The sequence below is a fragment of the Pseudomonas sp. TH07 genome (assembly GCF_016651285.1).
Taxonomy (GTDB): Bacteria; Pseudomonadota; Gammaproteobacteria; order Pseudomonadales; family Pseudomonadaceae; genus Aquipseudomonas.
This window is the reverse complement of record NZ_JAEKED010000001.1, coordinates 420,428-446,206: the sequence shown is the minus strand read 5'-3', so window position 1 is coordinate 446,206 and position 25,779 is coordinate 420,428. Positions and strand designations below refer to the sequence as shown.

Annotated in this window: 28 protein-coding genes; 12 read left to right on the top strand and 16 right to left on the bottom strand. The window is 62.4% G+C overall.

Annotated elements, in window-relative coordinates; translation table 11 throughout:
- Positions 1–4 precede the first annotated feature (4 nt).
- Positions 5–1,729, bottom strand: coding sequence for a tetratricopeptide repeat protein (locus JFU57_RS02155; protein WP_078472446.1), 1,725 nt, complete (start codon positions 1,727–1,729; stop codon positions 5–7).
- A gap of 347 nt (positions 1,730–2,076) precedes the next feature.
- Between JFU57_RS02155 and hemA the strand changes: the two genes are divergently transcribed.
- From hemA to JFU57_RS02125, 6 genes are all read left to right on the top strand, one after another.
- Complete coding sequence (gene hemA, locus JFU57_RS02150) at positions 2,077–3,366, top strand: glutamyl-tRNA reductase (RefSeq protein WP_201127906.1); 1,290 nt, start codon at positions 2,077–2,079, stop codon at positions 3,364–3,366.
- On the top strand, positions 3,363–4,445 hold the full coding sequence (gene prfA, locus JFU57_RS02145; RefSeq protein ID WP_201127904.1) for a peptide chain release factor 1: 1,083 nt from the start codon (positions 3,363–3,365) through the stop codon (positions 4,443–4,445). Before hemA ends, prfA begins: the two co-directional genes overlap by 4 nt.
- Positions 4,446–5,276, top strand: a complete 831-nt coding sequence (gene prmC, locus JFU57_RS02140) for a peptide chain release factor N(5)-glutamine methyltransferase (protein ID WP_201127902.1) — start codon at positions 4,446–4,448, stop codon at positions 5,274–5,276.
- A complete protein-coding gene (locus JFU57_RS02135) occupies positions 5,270–6,025 on the top strand; it encodes a molybdopterin-synthase adenylyltransferase MoeB (protein WP_201127900.1) in 756 nt (251 codons plus the stop codon). Before prmC ends, JFU57_RS02135 begins: the two co-directional genes overlap by 7 nt.
- Positions 6,018–6,809: a glutamate racemase gene (gene murI / locus JFU57_RS02130; protein ID WP_078472442.1), complete on the top strand. Its 792-nt coding sequence runs from the start codon at positions 6,018–6,020 to the stop codon at positions 6,807–6,809. Before JFU57_RS02135 ends, murI begins: the two co-directional genes overlap by 8 nt.
- 115 nt (positions 6,810–6,924) lie before the next feature.
- A complete protein-coding gene (locus tag JFU57_RS02125; RefSeq protein ID WP_201127899.1) occupies positions 6,925–7,443 on the top strand; it encodes an acyloxyacyl hydrolase in 519 nt (172 codons plus the stop codon).
- A gap of 32 nt (positions 7,444–7,475) precedes the next feature.
- Here the strand turns inward: JFU57_RS02125 and JFU57_RS02120 are convergent, their stop codons facing one another.
- The 12 genes from JFU57_RS02120 to JFU57_RS02065 all read right to left on the bottom strand — a co-directional run bounded on the left by JFU57_RS02120 (position 7,476) and on the right by JFU57_RS02065 (position 17,535).
- Positions 7,476–7,781, bottom strand: coding sequence for a YkgJ family cysteine cluster protein (locus JFU57_RS02120; protein WP_020297635.1), 306 nt, complete (start codon positions 7,779–7,781; stop codon positions 7,476–7,478).
- 54 nt (positions 7,782–7,835) lie between these two features.
- Positions 7,836–8,351 (bottom strand): DUF2878 domain-containing protein, encoded by a 516-nt coding sequence (locus JFU57_RS02115; protein WP_078472440.1) that lies wholly within the window; start codon positions 8,349–8,351, stop codon positions 7,836–7,838.
- Positions 8,344–9,615, bottom strand: a complete 1,272-nt coding sequence (locus JFU57_RS02110; protein ID WP_078472439.1) for an SAM-dependent methyltransferase — start codon at positions 9,613–9,615, stop codon at positions 8,344–8,346. The genes JFU57_RS02115 and JFU57_RS02110 overlap by 8 nt, the downstream gene beginning before the upstream one ends.
- Positions 9,602–10,411: a DUF1365 family protein gene (locus JFU57_RS02105; RefSeq protein ID WP_201127898.1), complete on the bottom strand. Its 810-nt coding sequence runs from the start codon at positions 10,409–10,411 to the stop codon at positions 9,602–9,604. The genes JFU57_RS02110 and JFU57_RS02105 overlap by 14 nt, the downstream gene beginning before the upstream one ends.
- Positions 10,408–11,655 carry an NAD(P)/FAD-dependent oxidoreductase gene (locus JFU57_RS02100; RefSeq protein ID WP_078472437.1) on the bottom strand — a complete coding sequence of 416 codons (1,248 nt, stop codon included), beginning with the start codon at positions 11,653–11,655 and terminating at the stop codon, positions 10,408–10,410. The genes JFU57_RS02105 and JFU57_RS02100 overlap by 4 nt, the downstream gene beginning before the upstream one ends.
- Entirely contained in the window at positions 11,652–12,434 is a 783-nt protein-coding gene (locus JFU57_RS02095; protein ID WP_201127897.1) for an SDR family NAD(P)-dependent oxidoreductase, read from the bottom strand. Before JFU57_RS02095 ends, JFU57_RS02100 begins: the two co-directional genes overlap by 4 nt.
- Positions 12,431–12,856, bottom strand: a complete 426-nt coding sequence (locus JFU57_RS02090) for a nuclear transport factor 2 family protein (protein WP_078472435.1) — start codon at positions 12,854–12,856, stop codon at positions 12,431–12,433. The genes JFU57_RS02095 and JFU57_RS02090 overlap by 4 nt, the downstream gene beginning before the upstream one ends.
- Complete coding sequence (gene phrB, locus JFU57_RS02085) at positions 12,849–14,294, bottom strand: deoxyribodipyrimidine photo-lyase (RefSeq protein WP_201127894.1); 1,446 nt, start codon at positions 14,292–14,294, stop codon at positions 12,849–12,851. The genes JFU57_RS02090 and phrB overlap by 8 nt, the downstream gene beginning before the upstream one ends.
- A 13-nt stretch (positions 14,295–14,307) precedes the next feature.
- Positions 14,308–15,243, bottom strand: a complete 936-nt coding sequence (locus tag JFU57_RS02080) for a MerR family transcriptional regulator (RefSeq protein WP_201127893.1) — start codon at positions 15,241–15,243, stop codon at positions 14,308–14,310.
- A 3-nt stretch (positions 15,244–15,246) separates the two neighbouring features.
- Entirely contained in the window at positions 15,247–16,215 is a 969-nt protein-coding gene (locus tag JFU57_RS02075; RefSeq protein WP_201127892.1) for a YbgA family protein, read from the bottom strand.
- A 121-nt stretch (positions 16,216–16,336) separates the two neighbouring features.
- Entirely contained in the window at positions 16,337–16,552 is a 216-nt protein-coding gene (locus JFU57_RS02070) for a TIGR02450 family Trp-rich protein (protein ID WP_201127891.1), read from the bottom strand.
- A complete protein-coding gene (locus JFU57_RS02065; RefSeq protein ID WP_201127890.1) occupies positions 16,549–17,535 on the bottom strand; it encodes an NAD(P)/FAD-dependent oxidoreductase in 987 nt (328 codons plus the stop codon). Before JFU57_RS02065 ends, JFU57_RS02070 begins: the two co-directional genes overlap by 4 nt.
- Before the next feature lie 194 nt (positions 17,536–17,729).
- Between JFU57_RS02065 and JFU57_RS02060 the strand changes: the two genes are divergently transcribed.
- Together JFU57_RS02060 and hemH are read left to right on the top strand one after the other, a co-directional pair.
- On the top strand, positions 17,730–18,632 hold the full coding sequence (locus JFU57_RS02060; protein ID WP_078472429.1) for a TIGR01777 family oxidoreductase: 903 nt from the start codon (positions 17,730–17,732) through the stop codon (positions 18,630–18,632).
- Positions 18,633–18,645: 13 nt separating this feature from the next.
- Positions 18,646–19,671, top strand: a complete 1,026-nt coding sequence (gene hemH / locus JFU57_RS02055) for a ferrochelatase (RefSeq protein ID WP_201127881.1) — start codon at positions 18,646–18,648, stop codon at positions 19,669–19,671.
- Positions 19,672–19,779: 108 nt separating this feature from the next.
- Here hemH and JFU57_RS02050 read toward each other — a convergent pair whose 3' ends face one another.
- Both JFU57_RS02050 and upp read right to left on the bottom strand, forming a co-directional pair.
- Positions 19,780–21,054 (bottom strand): uracil-xanthine permease family protein, encoded by a 1,275-nt coding sequence (locus JFU57_RS02050; RefSeq protein ID WP_201127880.1) that lies wholly within the window; start codon positions 21,052–21,054, stop codon positions 19,780–19,782.
- 2 nt (positions 21,055–21,056) lie between these two features.
- On the bottom strand, positions 21,057–21,695 hold the full coding sequence (gene upp / locus JFU57_RS02045) for a uracil phosphoribosyltransferase (protein ID WP_020297619.1): 639 nt from the start codon (positions 21,693–21,695) through the stop codon (positions 21,057–21,059).
- A 165-nt stretch (positions 21,696–21,860) separates the two neighbouring features.
- On the opposite strand from upp, the gene JFU57_RS02040 reads away from it, so the two are divergent.
- From JFU57_RS02040 to JFU57_RS02025, 4 genes are all read left to right on the top strand, one after another.
- On the top strand, positions 21,861–22,418 hold the full coding sequence (locus JFU57_RS02040; RefSeq protein ID WP_020297618.1) for a hypoxanthine-guanine phosphoribosyltransferase: 558 nt from the start codon (positions 21,861–21,863) through the stop codon (positions 22,416–22,418).
- Positions 22,419–22,421: 3 nt separating this feature from the next.
- Complete coding sequence (locus JFU57_RS02035; RefSeq protein WP_201127878.1) at positions 22,422–22,895, top strand: WbuC family cupin fold metalloprotein; 474 nt, start codon at positions 22,422–22,424, stop codon at positions 22,893–22,895.
- Positions 22,896–23,074: 179 nt separating this feature from the next.
- The gene (locus JFU57_RS02030; RefSeq protein WP_078472425.1) at positions 23,075–23,560 is read left to right on the top strand and encodes a hypothetical protein; all 486 of its coding nucleotides are present in this window, start codon (positions 23,075–23,077) and stop codon (positions 23,558–23,560) included.
- A 63-nt stretch (positions 23,561–23,623) separates the two neighbouring features.
- Entirely contained in the window at positions 23,624–23,911 is a 288-nt protein-coding gene (locus JFU57_RS02025) for a PA4642 family protein (RefSeq protein ID WP_020297615.1), read from the top strand.
- 99 nt (positions 23,912–24,010) lie between these two features.
- Here the strand turns inward: JFU57_RS02025 and mqo are convergent, their stop codons facing one another.
- A complete protein-coding gene (gene mqo, locus JFU57_RS02020; protein WP_020297614.1) occupies positions 24,011–25,519 on the bottom strand; it encodes a malate dehydrogenase (quinone) in 1,509 nt (502 codons plus the stop codon).
- Positions 25,520–25,779: the final 260 nt, after the last annotated feature.

Below are 25,779 nucleotides of genomic sequence, written 5' to 3'. Positions count from 1 at the left end.
AGTCTTAAAGAGTCTCTGATCCGGTCAGGCGCTTGATGGTGCTGCGCAGGAGAGGGCTGTCGGGTTGGTCCTTGAGGAACTTGCTCCAGATCTGCCGGGCTTCGCGCTGCTTGCCATTGGCCCACAGCACTTCGCCCAGGTGGGCAGCAACTTCCTGATCGGGGAAGCGTTCCAGAGCCTGGCGCAGCAGGCGCTCTGCTTCATCCAGGTTACCCAGGCGGAAGTTCACCCAGCCCAGGCTATCGAGTACGGCGGGGTCTTCAGGGTTCAATTGATGAGCCCGTTCGATCAGATCCTTGGCTTCGGCATAGCGCGTGGTGCGGTCCGACAGGGTGTAGCCCAGGGCATTGAGTGCCATGGCGTTGTCCGGCTCGCGCTTGAGGATCAGGCGCAGGTCTTTTTCCATCTGCGCCAGATCATTGCGTTTTTCCGCCTGCATGGCCCGGGTGTACAGCAGGTTCAGGTCGTCGGGGTACTGCAACAACGCCTGCTGGAGGACTTTCCAGGCGCGGTCGCCCTGATTGTTCGCCGACAGGGTCTCGGCTTCGATCAGGTACAGCTGGATTGCGTAGTCAGGCTGGGCATCGCGCGCGGCGCCCAGGCGTTTCTCGGCCTCATCGGTGCGGCCGTTGTTCATCAGGATATCGGCCTGGCGCAGTTGAGCCGGCAGGTAATCGTTGCCGGGGCCCACTTGCTCGTACTCGGCCAGTGCGCCTTGCGGGTCATTGAGCTCTTCGGCGATGCGGCCCAGGTTCAGGTGCGCAGAGTCGACATGGCTTTCGCGGGCGATCAGGTCTTCCAGGTAACCCTTGGCTTCCTGCCAGGCCTTGGCTTCCAGGCACACCAGGGCGAGGGAATAACGCAGCTCGTCGTCTTCCGGATATTGCTGCACCAGGCTGGAGAACTGCACTTTGGCGTCGTCCATGCGGTCCTGTTCGACCAGCATGCGTGCATAGGTCAGGCGCAGGCGCTTGTCGTCCGGGTATTGGCGAATGCTTTTTTCCAGCAGCGGCAGCGCTTCCTTGCCACGGTTGAGGCTTTGCAGCAGACGCGCACGCAGCAGCAGCGGCGCGACTTCACCGTCTTCCGGCGGGTTCTGCTCGAGCAAGGTCAGGGCGCCCTGACCATCGCCGTCCTGTTGCAGCAGCAAGGCTTTGCCGAAAATCAGCTGGCCGTTGTTCGGGTGCTTCTGCAGCAAGCGGTCGAAACTCTTCATCAGGCCGTTGCGCGTGTCCTGGTCGGTATCGGCAGCCGACAGCGCAAGAAAATCGAAATGGGTGTCGCCCTTGCCCTGCAGGACCTTCTCCATATAGACCATGGAGTCGTCATAGCGACCGCTGCGCGCCAACTGTATGGCGGCGGCGCGCTGTGCTTCGAGGTCGTCGGGAGCGTTTTTGGCCCAGATCAGCGAGGTATCGAGTGCTGCCTGGTCGGCGCCCAGGTATTCGGCAATGCGAAAGGCTCTTTCGGAGATGCCCGGGTCCTGAGTGTTGATGGCCTGGGTCACGTAGTTGTCCAGGGCAATGTCAAAACGATTGCGCTGGCCAGCCAGTTCCGCACTCAACAGGCTGAAGACCGTGTCTTCACTGAACGAGGCGTAAACCGTGGGCTTTTCAGGGGCGGGGGCATTGTCTTCAACCGGCGGCGTACCGTCCGACGAAACGGGTGCCAAGGCCTGGCAGCCGCTGAGGAAGACAAAAGCGAGGAGCAACGCGGAAGATCTATTCATATAGGAAGAGGACGACTAACCTGCGGTCGGATCATCATGACACAAGCCTTCGGTCAAACATAACCGAGACTCAATGGGACGCCAGAACAGAGGCCGTCTATTAGTGTATGCGCAAAAACGGCCTGCGCTGAGACCATGGGGCACGCTGGGCGCCCTTGGCGCTACGCGCAAACAGGCTCGGAATGCTCATTTAGGCCACTAAATTCCGCTTCCTCGTCTGCTTTCGCCGTGCCTGATCTTCGCTCGACGAGTTTTTGCTCAAAACTAGGACAATAGTCGGCAGTGGTTGTTCTGAATCTTTCGAAGTAGGACAATTGCCGGCTTCTCGACATCATCAGCGACCTTGAATGGCCTTCCTTGCACTCGGTATTAACCACAAGACTGCTTCAGTAGACGTCCGCGAGCGCGTGGCCTTTACCCCTGAGCAGTTGGTTGAGGCCTTGCAGCAGCTCTGCCGCCTCACCGACAGCCGCGAAGCTGCGATCCTCTCCACCTGCAATCGCAGTGAGCTTTATATAGAACAGGATCAGCTTTCGGCGGATATCGTGCTGCGCTGGCTGGCGCAATACCATCATTTGAACGTCGATGACCTGCGCGCCAGTGCTTATGTGCACGAAGATGATGCGGCAGTTCGTCACATGATGCGTGTGGCATCCGGGCTCGATTCCCTGGTGTTGGGCGAACCGCAGATTCTCGGGCAGATGAAGTCGGCCTACGCCGTGGCGCGTGAAGCCGGGACGATCGGCCCGCTGTTGGGCCGCCTGTTCCAGGCCACGTTCAGCGCTGCCAAGCAAGTGCGCACCGACACCGCCATCGGCGAAAACCCGGTTTCCGTGGCGTTTGCCGCGGTCAGCCTGGCCAAACAGATTTTCAGCGACCTGCAACGCAGCCAGGCCCTGCTGATCGGCGCTGGCGAGACCATTACCCTGGTCGCCCGCCATCTGCATGACCTGGGAGTCAAGCGCATCGTGGTCGCCAACCGCACTCTGGAGCGGGCGAGCATTCTTGCCGAGCAGTTCGGCGCCCATGCGGTGTTGCTCTCGGATATTCCCCAGGAGTTGGTGCACAGCGACATCGTCATCAGTTCGACCGCCAGCCAGTTGCCGATTCTCGGCAAGGGCGCGGTGGAAAGTGCGCTGAAGCTGCGCAAGCACAAGCCGATTTTCATGGTGGATATCGCCGTCCCTCGGGATATCGAGTCGGAAGTCGGCGAGTTGGACGACGTTTACCTGTACACCGTCGACGATCTTCACGAAGTGGTCGCGGAAAACCTCAAGAGCCGTCAAGGCGCGGCCCAGGCAGCGGAGGAGCTGGTGAATATCGGCGCCGAGGACTTCATGGTGCGCCTGCGCGAGCTGGCGGCGGTGGATGTGCTCAAGGCCTATCGTCAACAAAGCGAGCGCCTGCGTGACGAAGAATTGCAAAAGGCCCTGCGCCTGCTGGCCAACGGCGGCAGTGCCGAAGATGTGCTGGCGCAACTGGCCCGTGGCCTGACCAACAAATTGCTGCATGCGCCCAGCGTTCAGTTGAAGAAACTGACCGCTGAAGGCCGCCTCGATGCGTTGGCCATGGCCCAAGAACTTTTTGCCCTCGGTGAGGGCTCGTCGGATAGCTCTTCGGATAAAAAACCGCAATGAAAGCGTCACTGCTCAATAAACTGGACATCCTCCAGGACCGTTTCGAGGAATTGACCGCCTTGCTCGGCGACGGCGAAGTCATTGCCGATCAGACCAAGTTCCGCGCGTATTCCAAGGAGTACGCCGAAGTCGAGCCGATCGTCTGCGCCTATAAGCAGGTGCTCAAGGTCCAGGCCGACCTTGAAGGTGCCCAGGCGCTGCTCAAGGACAATGATCCGGACATGCGCGAAATGGCCGTGGAAGAAGTCCGCGAAGCCAAGGAGCAACTGCTGGAGCTGGAAAGCACCCTGCAACGCATGCTGCTGCCCAAGGACCCCAACGACGGGCGCAACGTGTTCCTGGAGATCCGCGCCGGCACCGGTGGCGACGAAGCGGCGATTTTCTCCGGCGACCTGTTCCGCATGTATTCGCGCTACGCCGAACGGCGTGGCTGGCGGTTGGAGATCCTCTCGGAAAACGAGGGTGAGCACGGCGGCTATAAAGAAGTCATTGCCCGGGTCGAGGGCGACAACGTCTACGGCAAGCTCAAATTCGAATCCGGCGCGCACCGTGTGCAACGCGTGCCGGCCACCGAGTCCCAGGGCCGTATCCACACCTCGGCCTGCACCGTGGCGGTATTGCCGGAGCCAGACGAGCAGGAAGCGATCGAGATCAACCCGGCGGATCTGCGGGTCGATACCTACCGCTCTTCCGGTGCCGGTGGCCAGCACGTGAACAAGACCGACTCGGCGATCCGCATCACGCACTTGCCCTCCGGGATCGTGGTCGAGTGTCAGGAAGAGCGCTCGCAGCACAAGAACCGGGCGCGGGCCATGTCCTGGCTGTCGGCCAAGCTCAATGACCAGCAGACCAGCGCCGCCGCCAATGCCATTGCCAGCGAGCGCAAGCTGCTGGTGGGTTCGGGGGATCGTTCCGAGCGCATCCGTACCTACAACTTCCCCCAGGGCCGGGTGACCGATCACCGTGTCAACCTGACCCTGTATTGCCTCGACGACATTCTTGCCGGTGGCGTCGACGCGGTTATCGAGCCGTTGCTGGCCGAGTACCAGGCGGATCAACTTGCAGCATTGGGTGAGTAAATGACCATCATCGCCAGCCTGCTGCGCGCAGCTCAATTGCCTGATTCGCCGACGGCGCGTCTGGATGCCGAGTTGCTGCTCGCCGCCGCCCTGGGCAAGCCGCGCAGCTTCCTGCACACCTGGCCGGAGCGCATAGTGCCCAGCGAGGCCGCGTTGACCTTCGCCGACTATTTGCAGCGCCGTCGTTCCGGCGAGCCGGTGGCCTATATCCTCGGCCAGCAGGGTTTCTGGAAGCTCGACCTGGAAGTCGCGCCGCACACTCTGATCCCACGGCCTGACACCGAGCTGTTGGTGGAAGCCGCCCTGGAACTGCTGCCCGCCACACCGGCCAAGGTGCTCGACCTGGGCACCGGCAGTGGCGCGATTGCCCTGGCCCTGGCCAGCGAGCGCCCGGCGTGGAAGGTCACGGCGGTCGACCGAGTGCTGGAAGCCGTGGCCCTGGCCGAGCGCAACCGCCAGCGCTTGCAGTTGAACACCGTCACGGTGCTCAGCAGCCACTGGTTCAGCGCCCTGCACGCGCAACGCTTTGACCTGATTATCAGCAACCCGCCCTACATCGCAGCGGCCGACCCACACCTGGCGGCCGGCGACGTGCGTTTCGAGCCGGAAAGTGCGCTGGTCGCAGGGCCGGATGGCCTGGATGACCTACGCTTGATCATCGCCCAGGCCCCGCAGCACCTTGAGGCCGGCGGCTGGTTGATGCTCGAACATGGCTACGATCAGGCGGCGGCCGTGCGCGATTTGCTGCTTGGCCAGGGGTTTGATGAGGTACACAGCCGAGTCGATCTGGGTGGCCATGAACGCATCAGCCTGGGGCGCCTGCCGTGCTGAATGACCAGGAGCTGTTGCGCTATAGCCGACAGATTCTGTTGCAGCATGTCGATATCGACGGCCAATTGCGCCTCAAACACAGCCGCGCCCTGATCGTCGGCCTCGGCGGCCTCGGAGCGCCGGTGGCCTTGTACCTGGCGGCGGCCGGGGTCGGTGAGTTGCATTTGGCCGACTTCGACAGCGTCGACCTGACCAACCTGCAACGTCAGATCATCCATGACACCGACAGCGTCGGCATGTGCAAGGTGGACTCGGCGATCCGCCGCCTCACCGCGCTCAACCCGCAGGTGCACCTGGTGCCGCACCGCACTGCGCTGGACGAGGATTCCCTGGCGGCGGCGGTGTCCGCCGTCGACCTGGTGCTCGATTGCAGCGACAACTTCGCCACCCGGGAGGCGGTCAACGCGGCCTGTGTCGCGGCCGGCAAACCCCTGGTCAGCGGCGCGGCGATTCGCCTTGAAGGCCAATTGTCGGTGTTCGATCCACGGCGCGCCGAAAGCCCGTGCTACCACTGTTTATATGGGCACGGCAGCGAAGCCGAGCTGACCTGCAGCGAAGCCGGAGTGCTCGGGCCCCTGGTCGGCATGGTCGGCAGCCTGCAAGCGCTCGAAGCGTTGAAGTTGCTCGCCGGCTTCGGTGAGCCCCTGGTAGGACGCCTGCTGTTGATCGATGCGCTGGGTTCACGTTTTCGTGAGTTGCGGGTCAAGCGTGACCCAGGATGCAGTGTCTGTGGGCCCACACATGGGTGAAGCGCCCATCGCGGTATTCGACTCCGGTATCGGCGGCTTGTCGGTGCTGGCGGAAATCCAGCAGCGCCTGCCTGGCGAGTCACTGTTGTACTTCGCCGACTGTGGGCACATTCCTTACGGCGAGAAAACCCCGGAATTTATCCGTCAGCGCTGTGGCGTGATGGCGCGCTTCTTTCGTGAGCAGGGGGCCAAGGCCCTGGTGCTGGCCTGCAACACCGCGACGGTGGCGGCGGTGGCCGAGTTGCGCCGCGATTACCCGCAGTGGCCGATCGTGGGCATGGAGCCCGCGGTCAAGCCCGCTGCCGCCGCGACCCGCAGTGGCGTGGTCGGGGTGCTGGCGACCACCGGCACCTTGAAGAGCGCCAAGTTCGCGGCCTTGCTCGACCGTTTTGCCACCGATATCAAGGTCATCACCCGGCCTTGCCCGGGCCTGGTGGAACTGATCGAGGCCGGTGACCTGCACAGCCCGGCGTTGCGTGAGCTGTTGCAGAGTTATGTCGACCCACTGCTGGCCGCAGGATGCGACACCATCATTCTGGGCTGCACCCATTACCCCTTTCTCAAGCCGCTGCTCAAGCCGATGCTGCCCGCCCACATCAGCCTGATCGACACCGGCGCCGCCGTGGCCCGGCAATTGGAGCGCCTGCTCGACGAGCAGCAATTGCGTGCTCAGGGCCCGGCGCGCGAAGCGCAGTTCTGGACCAGTGGCAATGTGCCGCACTTCAAGCATATTCTTCCGCTGTTGTGGCACAGTAGCGGCGTTGTACACCCTTTCGATTTGTAAAAAAAACGTGAAAAAAAGCGGAATAGCGCTGAACTTCTGATTCCGCGCGGATTTCTATAGCTTGTCTGTACGATCGTACAACAACATACAAAAACGTTTAAAAAGGATGTTCGTGATGAAGCGTCTGTTCTGTTTGGCCGCGCTTGCGGCCGCACTCTTGGGGCAAAGTTTTAGTGCACAGGCCGCTGGCGTCGAATTCGCCGTAGGCCAGACCGGCGACTCGACCCAGACTTACCGCCTGGGCATGCAGTTCGACTGGGACGAGAGCTGGTTGCAAAGCGATGTCGGTCGCCTGACCGGCTACTGGAGTGGGGCCTACACCTATTGGGATGGCGACAAGAAGTCGAGCAACCACAGCCTGTCGTTCTCGCCGGTGCTGGTGTATGAGTTCTCCGGTGAAAACGTCAAACCGTACGTTGAAGCGGGGATCGGGGTCGCGCTGTTCAACCACACCGAAGTCGAGAGCAACAAACTGGGGTCAGCCTTCCAGTTTGAAGACCGGATTGGTTTCGGCCTGCGCTTCGCCGGCGGGCACGAAGTGGGCATTCGTGCCACTCACTACTCCAACGCCGGTATCAGCAGCAACAACGACGGCGTAGAGAGTTACGCGCTGCACTACACCATGCCGTTGTAAGCCGCACGCCGCAGCCGTATTAACGGCTGCGGTCAGCGATACGCCGTGGCGATGCCACGGCGTTCGGTGAGGCAGTCGGCTTCGCCCATCTCGAACTCCCGGCAGATCAGCGGGCGCTTCTCGTAGATGGTGCACATCATGCTGTTGCGATCCAGCGCGGCGCACCAGCCGTCATCCAGGCGCAGCATGACTTCGCCCCCCCAGTCATCGGTATCGATAAACCGTTCAGGCACGCCGGTGTCGGTGATCAGCATGACTTCCAGCTGGCAGCAGCACGCCGCGCAGGTGGAGCAGGTGACCGCAGGTTCAGCAATCTGGGTGTGGGGGATGGTGTTCATAGGCGCGCAGTGTAAGGCAGTGGGGCCGGGCTGTGTGAATGCACTGACGGACGCTTAGCCTGCGGATGTGCGCAGTTGCCCATTGGGCAGATGCCTGGCCATCAGTTGCAGCAAGGGAAAGACCACGGCCCAGAGCAACCCCAGGCCAATCAGCGTCGGCCACAACCCATACGGAAATTGCACCCCCGCCAGGCGCCCACCGGCGTAGTACGACAGGGGCCCGCTGAACGCGCCCAACAGGCTCGCCAGCCACCAGGGCCTGGCGCACCAGGCCAGGCAATGGCGCAAGGTGGTGCCCAGCAGGGCCCAGAGCAGCATCAGCCACAGCGGGATCAGCAACGTGACTTCCTTGAACTGAAACACCCCCAGCCAATGCAGGAAGCTGTCGATCGAGATCCCGAACAGCATCACGCTGAAGATCAGCCGACCTTCTTCGGCCCACTGGTTTATCCACAGCAAATGAATCACCAGCACGCCCAGGCCCAGCAGCAGCCAGGGGCCGTCACCGCCCATCACGCAGGCGAACCAGCCCAGCTGGAACAGCCCCGCATTGGCCAGGCGTTTACGCATTGAAGCGTCCCAGCAACGGCTCGGGGGCCGCCGCAGGCTTGGCCAGCAGCAACTGTGCGGTGCCGATGGTGCGTTCCAGGAAGCCACCTTCGCAGTAGCACAGGTAGAACTCCCACAGCCGCAGGAAGTACTGGTCGTAACCCAGTTCGACCAGACGCCCATGGGCGCGGCGGAAGTTCTCGTGCCACAGGCGCAGGGTGCGCGCGTAATGCAGGCCGAAGTCCTCCATGTGCAGCAGATTCATGTCGGTGTCGCGGCTGACGATCTCCAGCATCTTCTGCACGCAGGGCAGGGCGCCGCCGGGGAAGATGTAGCGCTGGATGAAGTCGACGTTGTTTTTCGCCTGCTCATAACGCTGGTCGCGGATGGTGATGGCTTGCAGCAGCATCAGGCCGTTACTCTTGAGCAGGTGCGCGCACTGCTTGAAGTAGGTCGGCAGGAAGTGGTGGCCGACGGCTTCGATCATCTCGATCGACACCAGCTTGTCGTACTGCCCGGTGAGGTCGCGGTAATCCTCCAGCAGCAGGGTCACCTGGTCTTGCAGGCCCAGTTGGTCGATGCGCTGGCGGGTAAAGGCGAACTGCTCCCTGGACAGGGTCGTGGTGGTGACCTTGCAGCCATAGTTCTGCGCGGCGTACAGCGCCATGCTGCCCCAGCCGGTGCCGATTTCCAGCAGGTGGTCGGACGGTTGCAGGGCAAGCTTCTGGCAGATGCGCTCCAGCTTGTTCAATTGCGCCTGCTCCAGTGTGTCTTCGCTGCTGCGAAACTGCGCCGCCGAATACATCATGGTCGGGTCGAGAAACTGTTCGAACAGCTCATTGCCCAGGTCGTAGTGGGCGGCGATGTTTTTCTGCGAGCCCTTGCGCGTATTGCGGTTGAGCCAGTGCAGGCCCTGGATCAACGGCCGGCCCAATTTGGCCAGGCCGCCCTCCAGGCCATCAAGTACCTCCAGGTTGCTGACAAACACCCGTACCACGGCGGTCAGGTCCGGGGTGCTCCAGTAGCCGTGGATAAAGGCTTCGCCGGCGCCGATCGAACCGTTGCTGGCGACCAGACCCCAGACTGCCGCATCGAGAATATGAATCTCCCCCAGCAGCTTGGCTCCGGCACTGCCGAACACATGGCGTTCGCCGTCCTCGATCAGCACCAGTTGTCCGTGCTTGAGCTGTGCCAGCTGACGCAGCACGCCACGGCGCAGGAGATTGCCGGTCAGGCCATTGGTGCTCAACAGGCTGGCCTTGGCCGATACGCTAGAGGATTTCATGGCGGCGATCCTTGGGTTGTACAGCGGCGGTTTTATAGGTGCCATCGGCAGCCTGATGGGAAACAAGGGGAATGCGTTTGAGCAGCAGGCGCAGGGCTTGCCAGTAGATGGCCAGGCAGGTCTTGGCGGTCATCCACGGAAAGCGCCGCAGGTAGGCGTGCAAACTGGAGCGGTCGAGGGCCTGGCGTTGCAGGTTGAGGGTGGCGTCAAACAGCTTGAACTCGCCCTGCCAGTCGGCCATGTGCACCCCCAGGCGCTCGCCCGGGGGGCTGAAACTCATGCGGTATTCCAGGTCCCGGGGCATGAACGGCGAGACATGAAAGGCCTTGGCCACAGCGAAGTGCTGGTGCTCGGCGGTCGTCGCAGCCTGGGCCGGCAGCACGTAGTGATAGCGCTCGCGCCACGGGGTGTTGGTGACTTCACAGAGAATCGCCGCCAGTTGCCCGTCGCTTTCGAAACAGTAGAAAAAGCTCACCGGGTTGAACGCCAGGCCCCAACTGCGGACCTGGGTCAACAGGCACACCGCGCCGCCGGGTACATGGCCGATGGCGGCCGCCACCTGCTGGCGCACAGCATCGATCAGGGGCATGCCCTGGCTGGTGAAGGCCTTCAGGTAATCGCTTTCGCGCAGGGAAAACGGCGCAAAACGGCTGCTGCCAGCCAGGGGCGAGAGGCTGAACACCTGCTTTTGTTCATCCAGATCCAGGTACAGCAGGCCGATGCGATAGCGAAACGCGTGGCACTTGGGCGCAAAGCGTCGATGGCCGATCCAGCCGCTGTACAGGGCGCTGTTCACAATTGCTCCCCGAACGCCTGGGCCACGCGCAGGGCGCTGACCACGCCGTCTTCATGGAAGCCGTTGGCCCAATAGGCACCGCAGTAGAAGCTGTGTTGCGCGCCTTGCAACTCTTGCCAGCGACCCTGGGCGGCCACTGCGTCGAGGCTGTATTGCGGGTGAGCGTAGGTGTAGCGCGCCAGGACCTTGGAGGGGTCGATGGCGGCGCTCTGGTTGAGGCTGACGCAAAAGGTGGTCGAGCTTTGCAGGCCCTGGAGGATGTTCATGTCATAGGTGACAGCCGCCTGGGTGTCGCTGCTGCCGTCCAGGCGATAGTTCCAGCTGGCCCAGGCCAGCTTGCGTTGCGGCAACAACCGGGTGTCGGTGTGCAGCACCACGTCGTTGTCGGCATAGGGCAGGGCGCCGAGGATCTCCCGCTCGGCATCGCTGGGCGCGGCCAGCAGGCTCAGGGCCTGGTCGCTGTGGCAGGCGAACACCACTTTGTCGAAGCGTTCGCTGCCGGCGGCACTGTGGATCAGCACGCCGGACAGGTCGCGCTCGACCCGGCTGACCGGGCAGTTCAGGCGAATGCGCTCGCGAAACGTGGCACTCAGCGGTTCGATATAGCGGCTGGAGCCGCCTTCGATCACGCACCACTGCGGGCGATTGCTCACCGACAGCAGGCCGTGGTTCTTGAAGAAGCGCACAAAGAACTGCAACGGAAAGCCGCGCATCTCCACCAGAGACATCGACCAGATCGCCGCGCCCATGGGCACGATGTAGTGCTGGATAAAACGCTCGCCGTAGCCCTGGTCTCGCAGGTAGTCGCCGAGGGTGGTGTCGGGCGCGATCCGCTGCTGCTGCAAGTCCCGCAGGGCCTCTTTATTGAAGCGCAGAATGTCCCGCAGCATGCCCCAGAACCCCGGCGACAGCAGGTTGCGGCGCTGGGCGAACAGGCTGTTGAGGTTATTGCCGTTGTACTCCAGACCCGATTGCGCATCGCACACCGAGAAACTCATCTCGGTGGGTTTGAACGGCACGCCGATCTGCCCCAGCAGGCGAATGAAGTTGGGGTAGGTCCAGTCGTTGAACACGATAAAGCCAGTGTCCACCGCGTGGGTTTCGCCCGCCACGCTGACATCCACCGTGTGGGTATGGCCGCCAACCCAACTGCCGGCCTCGAACACCGTGATGTCGTGGCGGCGATTGAGCAGGTAGGCGCTGGTCAGCCCGGAGATGCCGCTGCCGATGATGGCGATTTTCATGAGGCGCTCCCGGTCGGCGAGGCGTTGCGTGCCATACGTTTGCCGATCGCCAGTTGCCAGCGCCCCGGCAGCCAGGACAGCAGTTTGAGACCGGCGATAAAGCCGGCCGGAAAGGCGATCTCCAAAGGCCGCTGTGACAGGTGCTGGTTGATATGGCGTGCCGCCTTGGCGGCCGGCCAGCTCATGGGCATGGGGAAGTCGTTGCGGGCGGTGAGCGGGGTTTCGACAAAGCCTGGGCTGACCACGGTCACATCGATGCCCTCGGCCGCGAGGTCGATACGCAGCGATTGCAGCAGGTAGCGCAAGGCGGCCTTGGAGGCGCCGTAGGCTCCGGCCCGGGGCAGCGGCAGGTAGGTCACCGAGCTGGCGACACCCACCAGGTGCGGCCGATTGCCGGCGCGCAGCAAGGGCAGGGCGGCTTCGATGCAATGGCAGCTGGCCGTCAGGTTGCTGCGCATCACGTGCTCGACCAGTTCGGCCTTGAACTGCTGCACGTCAATGTATTCACAGGTGCCCGCATTGAGAATCGCCGTGTCCAGCGCGCCCCACGCCAGGGCGATCTGTTCGCCGATCTGGCGCACCTGCTCGGGGTCGGTGAGGTCGCCCGGCACCACCAGCACTTGTCCGGGAAAGCGCAGCGCCAGGGCATCGAGCGGGGCACGGGTGCGCGCGCTGAGGGCCAGGTGCGCGCCGCCCAGCAACAGTTCTTCAGCGAGTGCCGCGCCGATACCGCTGCTGGCGCCGGTCAGCCAGATACGCCGGGGCATGGCCGCCTTCATCCGATTCTCCTTTTCAGCCAGGCGATCACCCGGCCGATGATGGGCAGGTGCTGATACAGCAGCGCGCCGGCGTCGAAATAGTCGTGGTGGCGATAGACCCGACCGTTGCGCCACTGCAGGTGGGAGCAGCCATCGACGTGGATGGTCTGGCCGGCATTGAGTCGAGGGTGGGTGTAGCTCATGGTCCAGCGCAGGTAACCCTGGCCGTCGTCCACCTGGTCCATGCCGGAAAAGACGAACTGCAAATGGCTGACGTTGGCGTACAGCTCGCTGAAGTATTCACGCAGGCGCGGCAACCCCTGCACCTCGTGCAGCGGGTCGGTGAACTGGATGTCCGGGCTGTACAGCGAGTACAGGCGCTCGAGGTTATGTTTGTCGAGGCTGGCAAAGACGCGGGCGAAGTCGCGCAGGAATTCACTCATGGCCGGCTCCGACATCCATCCGTGGCGGCAGGCTCTTGAAGGCCGCCAGGGCGCGTTCGCGAGACTGCGACAGGTTGACGATCGGCGCCGGGTAATCGGCCACGCCGAACAGGCCACCCATGGCCGCCGGGTTGTGCACGTCCTTTTTGTTCAGCGCCGCCAGTTGCGGCAGCCAATGCTTGATAAAGCGCCCTTCGCTGTCGAACTTCTGCGATTGACTCAGGGGGTTGAAGATACGGAAGTAGGGCGCCGAATCGGTCCCAGTGGAGGAACTCCATTGCCAGCCGCCATTGTTCGCCGCCAGGTCGCCGTCGATCAGGTGACGCATGAAAAAGCGTTCGCCTTCACGCCAGTCGAGCAACAGGTTTTTGGTGAGGAACATCGCCACCACCATCCGCAGGCGATTGTGCATCCAGCCGGTTTCCAGCAATTGGCGCATGGCGGCGTCGATGATCGGCAGGCCGGTGCGCGCCTCCTGCCAGGCCGCCAGTTCCTCGGGAGCGTGGCGCCAGGCCACGGCTTCGGTTTCCGGGCGAAAGGCGCGGTGCCGCGAGACCCGTGGGTAGCCCACCAGGATGTGTTTGTAGAATTCGCGCCACAGCAGTTCGTTGATCCAGGTGACGGCGCCGACGCTGCCACTTTCGAACTCGCCCTGATTGGCTTGCAGCGCTGCATGCAGGCATTGGCGTGGCGACACCACTCCTGCAGCCAGGTAAGGCGACAGCTGGCTGGTGCCGGGTTTGGCGGGGAAATCCCGCTCGCCCTGGTAGTAGTCGATCTGGGCATCGGCGAAATGCTCCAGGCGTTTGCGCGCCTGATCTTCACCGGCGGGCCAGAGATCGCGCAGGCTTTGGCTGGGACGGGCGAAACCTTCGACCTGCTGCGGCACCGGGTCGGCTTTCAAGGCCATCGGGGCTTGCACCCGAGGGACGCTGACCAGGCCCGGCAAGCTGCCGTGCAAACGGCTGTAGCAGACTTTGCGAAACTGGCTGAAGACTTGGAAATAGGTGCCGCTCTTGGTCAGTACGCTGCCCGGCTGAAACAGCAATTGATCGAGGTAGTTGTGGAAGCCGATGCCGTTGTTTTCCAACTTCTCGGCCACCGCCGCATCGCGCCGGCTTTCGTGAATGCCGTATTCGTCGTTGCAGTGCAGGCCCTGGATCTGCAGCTCCTGGCACAGGTTCAACAACACGTTGGGTGCCTGATCCCAGGTGGCGGCGTGGCGGATCAGCAGCGGGATGTTGCGTTCGCCCAGGGCTTCGCTCAGCCGGTGCAGGTTGCGCAGCCAGAAGTCGACTTTGCACGGCGCGTCATCGTGGGCCAGCCACTGTTCCGGGCTCAGCAGGTACACGGCCACGGTCGGGCCGCGTGCGGCAGCGGCGCTGAGGGCGGTGTTGTCATGTAGGCGCAGGTCACTGCGTAGCCAGATCAGTTGCATGGTGATTCCTGGATCAGAGAAGTCCTCGCTGGGTCAGGGCCTGGTGTGCCGAGATCGGGTCTTCGGCCAGGAACAGATCAGCGATTTCAGTGGTACATACGGTCAGTTCGGCGCAGTGGATGCATACCGTTGGTCCGGCAATCAATGTCGGGCAGTTCAGCCCGCTTAGCAGCCGTGGTAGCTGCCCGAGGTGGATGGACTTGCTCGAATACAGCAGCACGCACCGGGCCTGCAGGTGCTCGGCGGCCAGGGCCAGTTCGCCGACGGGCAGCGGCCAGTCGAAGACTTCCACCGGGCAGTCGGCGCTGCTGATCAGCCAGGCGCTGAGCCACAGGTGCGGCTCCAGCGGCAGGTCCGAGTGGTTGATCAGCAGCAGCGGCGCGCCTTGCAACTGGCGGTTGTTGTGATAGATCCGCGCGCCCAGCTTGCTGCGCAGCCAGGAGTAGAAAAACACCCGCTCCATCTGCGCGCCGAACTGGCCTTGCCAGCGTTGTTCGAGCTCGGCCAGCAGCGGGATCAAAAGCTGTTCGCACAGGGTTCGGGGTGGGTACAGGGCCATGGCCTGGTTGAAGGTGTCGTCGACCTTGCGCTCGGCCAACTGGCTGATGGCCAGGGTCAGGCTCTGGCGCAGGCTATGCCAGTCGTTTGCCGCCGGCACGCTGAAGGCCGGGGTGGAGCCCAGCAGGTGCTTGACCTGACTCACGGCAACACCGCGATTGAGCCAGGTGAGAATGGTCAGGATCTGTTGCACATGCTCTTCGGAAAACAGCCGGTGGCCCTTGGGGGTGCGCTGCGGCACGATCAGGCCGTAGCGCCGTTCCCAGGCGCGCAGGGTGACCGCGTTGACGCCGGTGCGGCGCGCCACTTCCCGGATCGGCAGCCAGCCCTGTTCCAGCGCCTGGCCGTAGTCGGTGGCGGTTTGTGGGTCATCGGATGCAGGTTCGCTCATGGCTCAGATCGCATTGCGCAGGCTGAGATTTTCCGGGTGTGGCTGCAGGTAGACCTGCTGCGCCACGTACGGGTCCGGATGCTGGCGCAGGTGGTGCTTGAGCAGGGTCAGCGGCACCACCAAGGGGATGATGCCGTGGCGGTACTGGCCGATCAGTTGCTGCATTTCCTGGCGGTCGTCGGCACTGATGGTCTGCTTGAAATAGCCGCTCAGGTGCTGCAGGACATTGGTGTGGGTGCCGCGGGTGGCGCATTTTTTCAGCGCGCTCATCAGCTCGCTGAAATACTGCGGGCCGATCAGTGCTGGGTCGCCCTTGCCCATGCTGCCCAGCAGGTGGCCCAGGCTTTTGTAGTGCAAGGGACTGTGGGCCATCAGTAGGTATTTGTAGCGCGAGTGGAATTCCATCAGGCCACGGCGGGTCAGGCCTTGCTTGAGTAACTCTTGCCAGGCGCTGTAGGCGAATACCCGGGTCAGGAAGTTTTCCCGCAGCACCGGGTCGTTGAGGCGGCCGTCTTCTTCCACCGGCAGATTGGGGTGTTTGGCGCAGAACGCCTGGGCGTAGATGCCGCGTCCGCTGTGCTCGGCGGGCCGCCCTTTGTCCTGATAGACCTTGACCCGCTCCATGCCGCAGGAGGGGGATTTCTGCATCAGGATATAGCCGCAGATGTCGCCCAGTTCGGCCGCCATCCGGGTGCCGTAATCAGCCAGCGGCTGAGTCACGTCGAGCGTGCGGTCAACGGTGCCGACGGCTTGCGGCTGCTGTGGATCGCCGACCAGGCGGATTGGCTCGCGGGGGGTGCCCAGGCCGATCGCGACTTCGGGGCATACCGCAACGAAGTCGAAGTACTCGCTCAGGACTCGGCTGCACAGGCGAGATTCCTTGTGCCCGCCGTTGTAGCGCACCTCGGCGCCCATCAGGCAGGCGCTGATGGCGATTTTCGGTTTGCTCTGGAGAACGGTGATATCGGGCATCAAGGCACCTCCGGCCAATACCTGTACAGAATTAATACCCTGTACAACTTTGCTCTATCATAGATTCAAAGCTGTACAAGTCAAATAATCTGTATAGGTATTTGCGTGAGGGCCTAGGGCGTTATTTCCAGCCCATCTGCCACTGGCTGTCGTTTTGCAGGTCCTGCCAGTTCAAGCGGTGGCAGCGGCGGGTGAGGACCGCCTGCAATTCGACTTGCAGCACGGTGCCTTCTTCGTCGCAGAACAGTTCGCTGACCAGAAAGTGTTTCTCGCGGTTTTGCGGGAGGGCTGCCGTCCATTTCGACAGCAGCAACTTGCGTGGGTTAAGGCGATTCACTGCAGGTTTTCATGCAGCCGGCGCGCTGCCTCCTGGCCGCTCAACCAGGCGCCTTCGACACGACCGGACAAGCACCAGTCGCCGCAGACATACAGCCCCAGGTCGGCATCGGCCAGGGCGCCCCATTCATGGCTGGTGGCAGGCCGCGCATAGAGCCAGCGGTGGGCGAGGCTGAAGGTCGGCGCTGGCATGGCGCTGTGCAGCAGCTCGGCGAAGGCGCCGTGCAATTGCTCGATGACGGCCTCTTTGGACAGGTCGATATTCTGTCGGCTCCAGGCGCTGGTGGCATGCAGGACCCAGGTGTCGAGCGTGCTGTCGCGCCCGGGTTTGCTGCGGTTGCGGGCCAGCCAGTCAAGCGGGCTGTCCTGCACGAAGCAGCCTTGCATCGGGGTTTCCAGCGGGGTGTCGAACGCCAGGGCGATGGCCCAGGTCGGGTCCATTTTCACCCCCGCAGCGGCGCCGGCGAGTTTCGGTGCGGCGGCGAGCAGAGCGGTGGCCTGGGGCGCGGGCGTGGCGATGACCACATGGCTGAATGGGCCATGGGTCACGCCTTCGGCATCTTGCAGGTGCCAATGCTGTTCACCGCGAAAGACCTCGGTAATGCGGCAGGCGAAGTGCACTTCCATGTCGCCGAGCAGGGCGCGGGTGATGGCGCTCATGCGGGGGGTGCCGACCCAGCGGGTCTGCTCGTCGGGGGAGGGGCTCAGTTGGCCACCATGGGAGTTGTACAGTTGCGGGGTCCATTCGGCGACCCAGCCATTGGCCTGCCAGCGCTGGACCTCGGTGACAAAGCGCCGGTCGCGGGCAGTGAAGTATTGCGCGCCCATGTCCAGAGCACCCGCATCGCTGCGTTTGCTCGACATGCGACCGCCACTGCCGCGGCTTTTATCGAAAAGTTGAACGACGTGCCCGGCATCGTGCAACGCCTGGGCAGCTGAGAGTCCGGCAATGCCGGTACCGATAATTGCGATGGGTACAGTCATAGGGGCCTCGTTTACCGTTCTGTACAGACTACGCCGTCGCTAAAACCTGTACAATATTGTTTTGTGGTATAGCTTTTGGCGTGATCGGATGTGCAGGTTGTCTATTGTTAAAACACAGCCTGCCCGATTGAAAAGATCCCTGCCTATAAAAATAGACTAGTGATCGGGCTTAAACGCCACGCAAGGAGGATCTCATGCACATATTGCTGACCGGCGGTACTGGTTTGATTGGCCGTCAGTTGTGTCAGTTCTGGCTAAGCCAGGGCCATCAACTGACGGTCTGGAGTCGCCAGCCGGAAAAAGTCGCGCAGCTGTGTGGCGCCCAGGTGCGGGGTGTCGCGCAGTTGCAGGAGCTGGATCAGCAGCCGCTGGACGCGGTGGTCAACCTGGCCGGGGCGCCGATTGGCGACCGGCACTGGACCCATAAACGCAAGGCGCTGCTCTGGAGCAGTCGCATCGGCCTGACTGAGACACTGCTGGCCTGGCTCGAAACCCGCGAGCAAAAGCCAGGTGTATTGATTTCGGGTTCGGCAGTGGGTTGGTATGGCGATGGCGGTGAGCGTGAGTTGCATGAGGACTCCCCTCCCGTCAGCGAAGACTTCGCCAGCCAGTTGTGTATCGCCTGGGAAGAAACCGCGCAACGCGCCGAAGCCTTGGGCATCCGTGTGGTGCTGGTGCGGACCGGGTTGGTGTTGTCGGCCGAGGGCGGCTTTTTGTCGCGCCTGCTGCTGCCGTTCAAGTTGGCGCTGGGCGGGCCTATCGGCAATGGTCGGCAATGGATGCCGTGGATTCATATCAAGGATCAAATCGCCCTGATTGATTTTCTCCTGCATCGCAGCGATGCCCGGGGTCCTTATAATGCGTGCGCGCCGCAGCCGGTGCGTAATCGCGAGTTCGCCAAGAGCCTGGGCCGCGTCCTGCACCGGCCCGCGATAGTGCCGCTGCCGGCCTTTGCACTGCGCGTGGGGCTGGGCGAGTTGTCGTTGCTGTTGCTAGGTGGCCAGCGCGCGACGCCCGAGCGTTTGCTGGCGGCCGGATTTACTTTTCAGTTCCCTGATTTGCCTGCGGCCCTGGACGATTTATCCAGCCGCCTTTGAAATAGGACGTTGCATGACCGATCACGCGTTGCTCCTGGTCAACCTGGGTTCGCCGGCTTCCACCTCGGTGGCGGATGTGCGCAGCTACCTCAATCAATTCCTGATGGACCCGTACGTGATCGACCTGCCGTGGCCGGTGCGACGCTTGCTGGTGTCGCTGATCCTGATCAAGCGCCCGGAGCAGTCGGCCCATGCCTACGCTTCGATCTGGTGGGAAGACGGCTCGCCGCTGGTGGTGCTCAGCCGCCGCCTGCAGCAGGCGATGACGGCGCAATGGACCCAGGGCCCGGTTGAGTTGGCCATGCGCTACGGCGAGCCGTCGATTGAGTCGACCTTGGTGCGCCTGGTGGCCCAGGGGCAGAAAAAGATCACCCTGGCGCCGCTGTATCCACAGTTCGCCGACAGCACCGTGACCACGGTGATCGAAGAGGCGCGGCGGGTGATCCGCGACAGGAAGCTGGATGTGCAGCTCTCGATACTGCAGCCGTTCTACGATCAGCCCGAATACCTCGACGCTCTGGTGACCAGTGCCAAGCCGTACCTGGAGCAGGAACACGATCACCTGCTGCTCAGCTTCCACGGTTTGCCCGAACGTCACCTGACCAAGCTCGACCCCACCGGCCAGCATTGTTTCAAGAATGCCGACTGCTGCAAGAATGCCTCGCCGCAAGTCCTGGCCACCTGTTATCGCGCGCAATGCCTGCGGACCGCCGAGCTGTTCGCCGAGCGCCTGGGCCTGGTGCCGGGCACCTGGTCGGTGTCGTTCCAGTCGCGCCTGGGGCGCGCCAAATGGATAGAACCCTACACCGAGGCGCGCCTCGATGAGTTGGCCAAGCAGGGGGCAAAGAAAATCCTGGTGATGTGCCCGGCATTCGTTGCCGACTGCATCGAGACCCTGGAAGAAATCGGCGATCGCGGCCTGGAACAGTTCCGCGAAGCGGGGGGCGAGGAATTGGTGCTGGTGCCGTGCCTCAATGACAACCCGCAATGGGCCAAGGCCCTGAACACGCTCTGCGAGCGCGCCCCTCTGGCGCTCTAAGTCGACCTGTAGCCGCTGCCGAGCTGCGCTGGCCCTCAAATCCACTCCGGGATAAAAGGCCCAGCACAGCCAGCAGCCGCTATAAGTACGCGTCAATGGCCGCAGCCATCAGATCAGCGGTTCATCGCCTTTCTTGTGCTTCCAGCTGTCATTGCCCGGCAGGATCAGGTTCAGCGCAATCGCCACTACGGCGCACAGCGCAATCCCCTTGAGTCCGAAGTCATCCGGCTCGGTGCCGGTTCCCACCAGTACGCCGCCAATCCCGAACACCAGGGTCACCGAGACAATCACCAGATTGCGCGCTTCCCCCAGGTCGATCTTGTGGCGGATCAGGGTGTTCATGCCGACCGCGGCAATCGAACCGAACAGCAGGCACAGGATCCCGCCCATCACTGGGACCGGAATGCTTTGCAGCAACGCGCCGAACTTGCCGATAAACGCCAGGCTGATGGCGAAAATCGCCGCCCAGGTCATGATCTTCGGGTTGTAGTTCTTGGTCAGCATCACCGCGCCAGTGACTTCGGCGTAGGTGGTGTTGGGCGGGCCGCCAAACAGGCCGGCGGCGGTGGTGGCAATGCCGTCACCGAACAGGGTGCGGTGCAGGCCGGGTTTTTTCAGGTAGTCGCGACCGGTCACGCTGCCGACGGCAATCACCCCGCCGATGTGCTCGATGGCCGGGGCCAGCGCTACAGGGACGATAAACAGGATCGCCTGCCAGTTGAACTCTGGCGCGGTGAAGTGGGGCAGGGCCAGCCAGGGCGCGGCGGCGATTTTCGCGGTGTCGACCACGCCGAAGTAGAACGACATGGCAAAACCCACCAGCACCCCGGAGATGATCGGCACCAGGCGGAAAATCCCTTTGCCGAATACGGCGACGATCAGGGTGGTCAGCAGCGCCGGCATCGAGATCAGCATCGCGGTCTGGTAGTGGATCAGCTCGGCGCCATCGCCACCCTTGCCCATCGCCATGTTGGCGGCGATCGGTGCCATGGCCAGGCCGATGGAAATGATCACCGGCCCGATCACCACCGGCGGCAGCAGGCGGTCAATGAAACCGGTGCCCTTGACCTTCACCGCCAGCCCCAGAAAGGTGTAGACGAAGCCCGCGGCCATCACGCCGCCCATGGTCGCGGCCAGGCCGAACTGCTGCTTGGCGAGAATGATCGGGGTGATGAAGGCAAAGCTCGACGCTAGGAACACCGGCACCTGGCGCCGGGTCACGACCTGAAACAACAGAGTCCCGAGACCCGCCGTGAACAGCGCCACGTTGGGGTCGAGACCGGTAATCAGCGGCATCAACACCAACGCGCCAAAGGCCACGAAGAGCATCTGCGCGCCCGACAGCACCTGGCGCCAGAGCGGATCGTTGAACTCATCCTGCATGATCAGGAATCCTTCTGCTTGGTACCGAAGATCTTGTCGCCGGCATCACCCAGGCCAGGGATGATGTAGCCGTGTTCATTGAGTTTCTCGTCGATCGAGGCGGTGTAGATGGTCACGTCCGGGTGTGCTTTTTCCACGGCGGCAATGCCTTCGGGAGCGGCGACCAGGACCATGGCGCGGATATCCCGGCAGCCGGCCTTTTTCAGCAGTTCGATGGTGGCGACCATCGAGCTGCCGGTGGCGAGCATCGGGTCGATGATCATGGCCAGGCGTTCGTTGATCTCCGGAACCAGCTTTTCCAGGTAGGTGTGGGCCTGCAGGGTTTCTTCATTGCGGGCCACGCCGACGGCGCTGACCTTGGCTCCCGGGATCAGGCTCAGCACGCCTTCGAGCATACCGATGCCGGCGCGCAGGATCGGCACCACGGTGATCTTCTTGCCGGCAATTTTTTCGACCTGGACAGTGCCGCACCAGCCTTCGATATCGTAGGTTTCCAGGGGCAGGTCTTTGGTGGCTTCGTACGTCAGCAGGGCACCGACTTCCTGAGCAAGCTCGCGAAAGTTTTTGGTGCTAATGTCTGCGCGGCGCATAAGGCCAAGTTTGTGTCGGATCAGCGGATGGCGGATCTCACGGATGGGCATAGGGAAAGGCTCCGGCGGCGGGCAAAAAAACCGGCCTAGATTAATCTATCCGAGGGTGTTGTCCTATAGACATACAGTACGTTAGTCCAGAAAGGCTTGATCTGGCCCGGCGGGATGCGTACCTTTGCCCGCTTTTCCGAAACCGCCACCCCCTTGGAGAGCGCCATGTCCGCTGATCTCGAGCATATCCGTCAAATCATGCGAGAGGCCGACTGCCTGTACACCGAAGCTGAAGTCGAGGCGGCCATCGCCCGGGTCGGTGCACGCATCAATGAAGAGTTGGCTGAGCGCAATCCTGTGGTGTTCTGCGTGATGAACGGCGGCCTGATTTTCTCCGGCAAGCTGCTGACTCACCTGAAGTTCCCGCTGGAAGCTTCCTACCTGCACGCCACCCGCTATCGCAATGAAACCAGCGGTGGCGAGCTGTTCTGGAAATCCAAGCCGGAAGTGTCCTTTATCGACCGTGACGTGCTGATCATCGACGACATCCTCGACGAAGGTCACACCCTGGGCGCCATCATCGACTTCTGCAAGCATGCCGGCGCCCGCGCTGTGCACACCGCCGTGCTGATCGACAAGGACCACGACCGCAAGGCACGCCCGGACCTCAAGGCCGATTACGTCGGCTTGCCATGCATCGACCGTTACATCTTCGGTTACGGCATGGATTACAAAGGCTACTGGCGCAACGCCGCAGGCATCTTCGCCGTCAAAGGCATGTAAGCCATGAACCAGCCGAGCTTTCTCGACCAATCGCTGTTCGCCGAATTGGCCGAGAAGGCCGCGGCCAGCCCCCGGGGGCGGCAGCACCATAACTTCCATCAGATGCAAGAGCCGTGTCACCGCATGGCGGTCGGCCTGCAACCGGCGACCTACATTGCGCCCCATCGTCATCTGAGCGCCGACAAGGCAGAAACCCTGCTGGTGCTAAAGGGGCGTCTGGGGCTGCTGGTGTTCGACGAGGCGGGCCAGGTCCTGGCCAAGCGCGTGCTGCAGGCCGGTGGTGAGTGTGTCGGTGTCGACCTGCCCGCCGGGGTGTTCCATGGCCTGGTGGTGCTGGAGGCTGACAGCCTGATGTTCGAATGCAAATCCGGTCCCTACCGTCCGGTGGGCGAGGGCGAGATGGCCAGTTGGGCACCCCGCGAAGGCGAGCCCGCAGTGGCCCAATACCATGCCTGGATGCGCGCCCAGTTCGATTGATTCCCGCCCACATCTGTGGCCGCTGCCGAGCTTGGCGAGGCTGCGCTGGGCCTGTCAGGCGCCCCTTGTTTTCCTGATGACTCACGGCGTCAGTTGCGGCCAGCGCAGCCTGCGGCAGCGACTCCAGCGTGGGGGTGAAAAGGCGTGCTAGAGTGGTCGGCCCTTGCCTGGAGCCTGTCATGAGCCTGTTGATTCGCAGTAGCGCGGCCCTTCTTTTGACCCTGAGCCTGCCTCTGGCGGCAGCCCCGGCGCCGATGCATGCGCAGTTTCTGCCACCCGATGACCTGACCCTGCGCGATTCCGTCCCTGAGCAACAGCAGCTGTTGCAGGTCACCGAATATTCGGTGGTGGTCGGCAGTCAGCGCCAATCCAATCAGCAGCCGATCCCCGTGACTTCGCCCTTGCTGGTGCGCCTCAAGGGCAAGCCGCTGAACAAGGGCGCGACCATCAGCCAGGTGCTGGTGAATTTCGACGGCGAAAGCAAAAGCCTGAAAAAGCCGATCTACGACCCCCAGAGCAAGACCCTGACCCTGTATTACCCCCTGGCCCAATACCGGGTGGTGATGGATCTGTTGCGCAACGACACGGTGTATTGCCAATTCCTGAGCTATGCCAACGGCCATATCTGGGCGGACTTGCACACCGGAGCCACACGCCCGCGTTGAGACCCGACGCCGCCTGGGGGTAAACTGCCCGCCCCGTGAAATGTCTGCGAGCTGGAGTCGGCAATGCGTAAAGATAAGAAGCAATTGATTGGTGACGAGATCGGCGATGAGCAGATCAAACTGTTCCTCGATTTCGAGCCGGTCGACGCCACTTCACCCTCCCTGCACAAGCTGATCAAGGCCTACCGCGGCCTGCGCATCGATGATTTCGAACGTTTCCTGACGTTCTTCCTCGAAGCCGGTTACGACCTGGACGGCAAGGACGAGCACGGCCAGGACTTCGTGAGCCTGATCGCCGACCAGCGCAATGGCGCCGATTACATTGAGCTGATCGAAAAAGCTCGCGGCTGAAGGAGAGGGTAGAGGCATTGGCTTCTACCGACCCTGATCCAAGGCCAAAAAAAACGCCCCGCTCTCAACGAGAACGGGGCGTTTTTTATGCAGCAGGCATCAAGCGTAGCTTTCGGCCTGGTTGCTTTGCTCGACTAACTCGAGGCTGACGTTGTTTTCGCTGTTGATCTTGCGATACAGCGCAGCGTCGGTTTCCAGGGTCTTTTCCCGCGCCGGGAAGATTTCCTTGAGCTTTTCGGCCCACTCGCCGCTGGCCTTGCTCGGGAAGCAGCGCTCGATCAGGTCGAGCATGATCGACACCGTCACCGAAGCGCCCGGGGAAGCCCCCAGCAGAGCGGCCAGAGAACCGTCCTTGGCCGCGACCAGTTCGGTACCGAACTGCAGGACGCCGCCTTTCTTCGGATCTTTCTTGATGATCTGCACCCGTTGACCGGCCACTTCCAGGCGCCAGTCTTCGGCCTTGGCTTCAGGGTAGAAGCGGCGCAGGGATTCCAGGCGCTGCTCCATGGACTGCATGACTTCGCTGACCAGGTACTTGGTCAGGTCCATGTTGTCGCGGGCCACGGCCAGCATCGGGCCGATATTGCCGGCGCGAACCGATAGCGGCAGGTCGAGGAACGAACCGTGCTTGAGGAACTTGGTGGTGAAACCGGCATAAGGCCCGAACAGCAGGGACTTCTTGCCATCGACCACACGGGTGTCCAGGTGCGGCACGGACATCGGTGGCGAACCCACGGCAGCCTGGCTGTAGACCTTGGCCTGGTGCTGCTTGACCACTTCCGGGTTGTCGCAACGCAGCCACTGGCCGCTGACCGGGAAGCCGCCGAAGCCTTTGCTTTCCTCGATGCCCGAAGCCTGCAGCAACGGCAGTGCCGCGCCACCTGCGCCGAGGAAGACGAATTTGGCATCGACTTCACGGCTGTTGCCGTTGTTCACGTCCTTGATGCTGACGGTCCAGCCGGCGCCGTTGCGCTTGAGACCGGTGACACGCTTGCAGTACTTGACCTGGGCATCGGGTGCGCTGGTCAGGTGCTTGAGCAACTGATTGGTGAGGGCGCCGAAGTTGACGTCGGTACCGTTCAGCACGCGGGTCGCGGCAATGGTTTCGTCCGCCGGGCGGCCGGGCATCATCAGCGGCATCCACTCGGCCATCTTGGCCTTGTCTTCGGTGTATTCCATGTCCGCGAAGGCGTGGTGCTGGCTCAGCACTTCAAAACGCTTCTTGAGGAAGGAAACGCCTTTGTCGCCCTGCACGAAGCTCAGGTGCGGCACCGGGCTGATAAAGGACTTGGACGAGCCGAAGGTGCCTTTCTTGGTCAGGTAGGACCAGAACTGCTTCGACACCTCGAACTGGGTGTTGATGTGCACCGCTTTCTTGATGTCGACAGAGCCATCGGCGGCCTGAGGCGTGTAGTTCAGCTCACAGAGGCCGGCGTGGCCGGTACCGGCGTTGTTCCACGGGTTGGAACTCTCCGCGGCCCCCGAATCCATCAACTCGACGACTTCCAGCTTGATCGCGGGGTCGAGTTCTTTGAGCAGTACTGCGAGGGTGGCACTCATGATGCCGGCCCCAACCAATACGACGTCTACTGCTTCGTTATGCGCCATTAACGCGTCTCCAAAATCTGCAGCACCAAATTGACGGCATAGCTGCCAGGAGTGACGGGGCGTTCAGTTCTGCCCCAGGTACCCATGGCCAGGATCGCCATGTCCGAATCTTCGCAATTTTTTGCAACTTCTGCGGACGCTGCCATTCGGGCCTCAAGCTGCGTATGAACGCATCTTCGGGTATCCCAGGCAATTCGACTTATGGTCAAGACGTCCGTTCGTGCAACCAAATCCGTAGCGGACAGGCTTCAAGCGCAGCT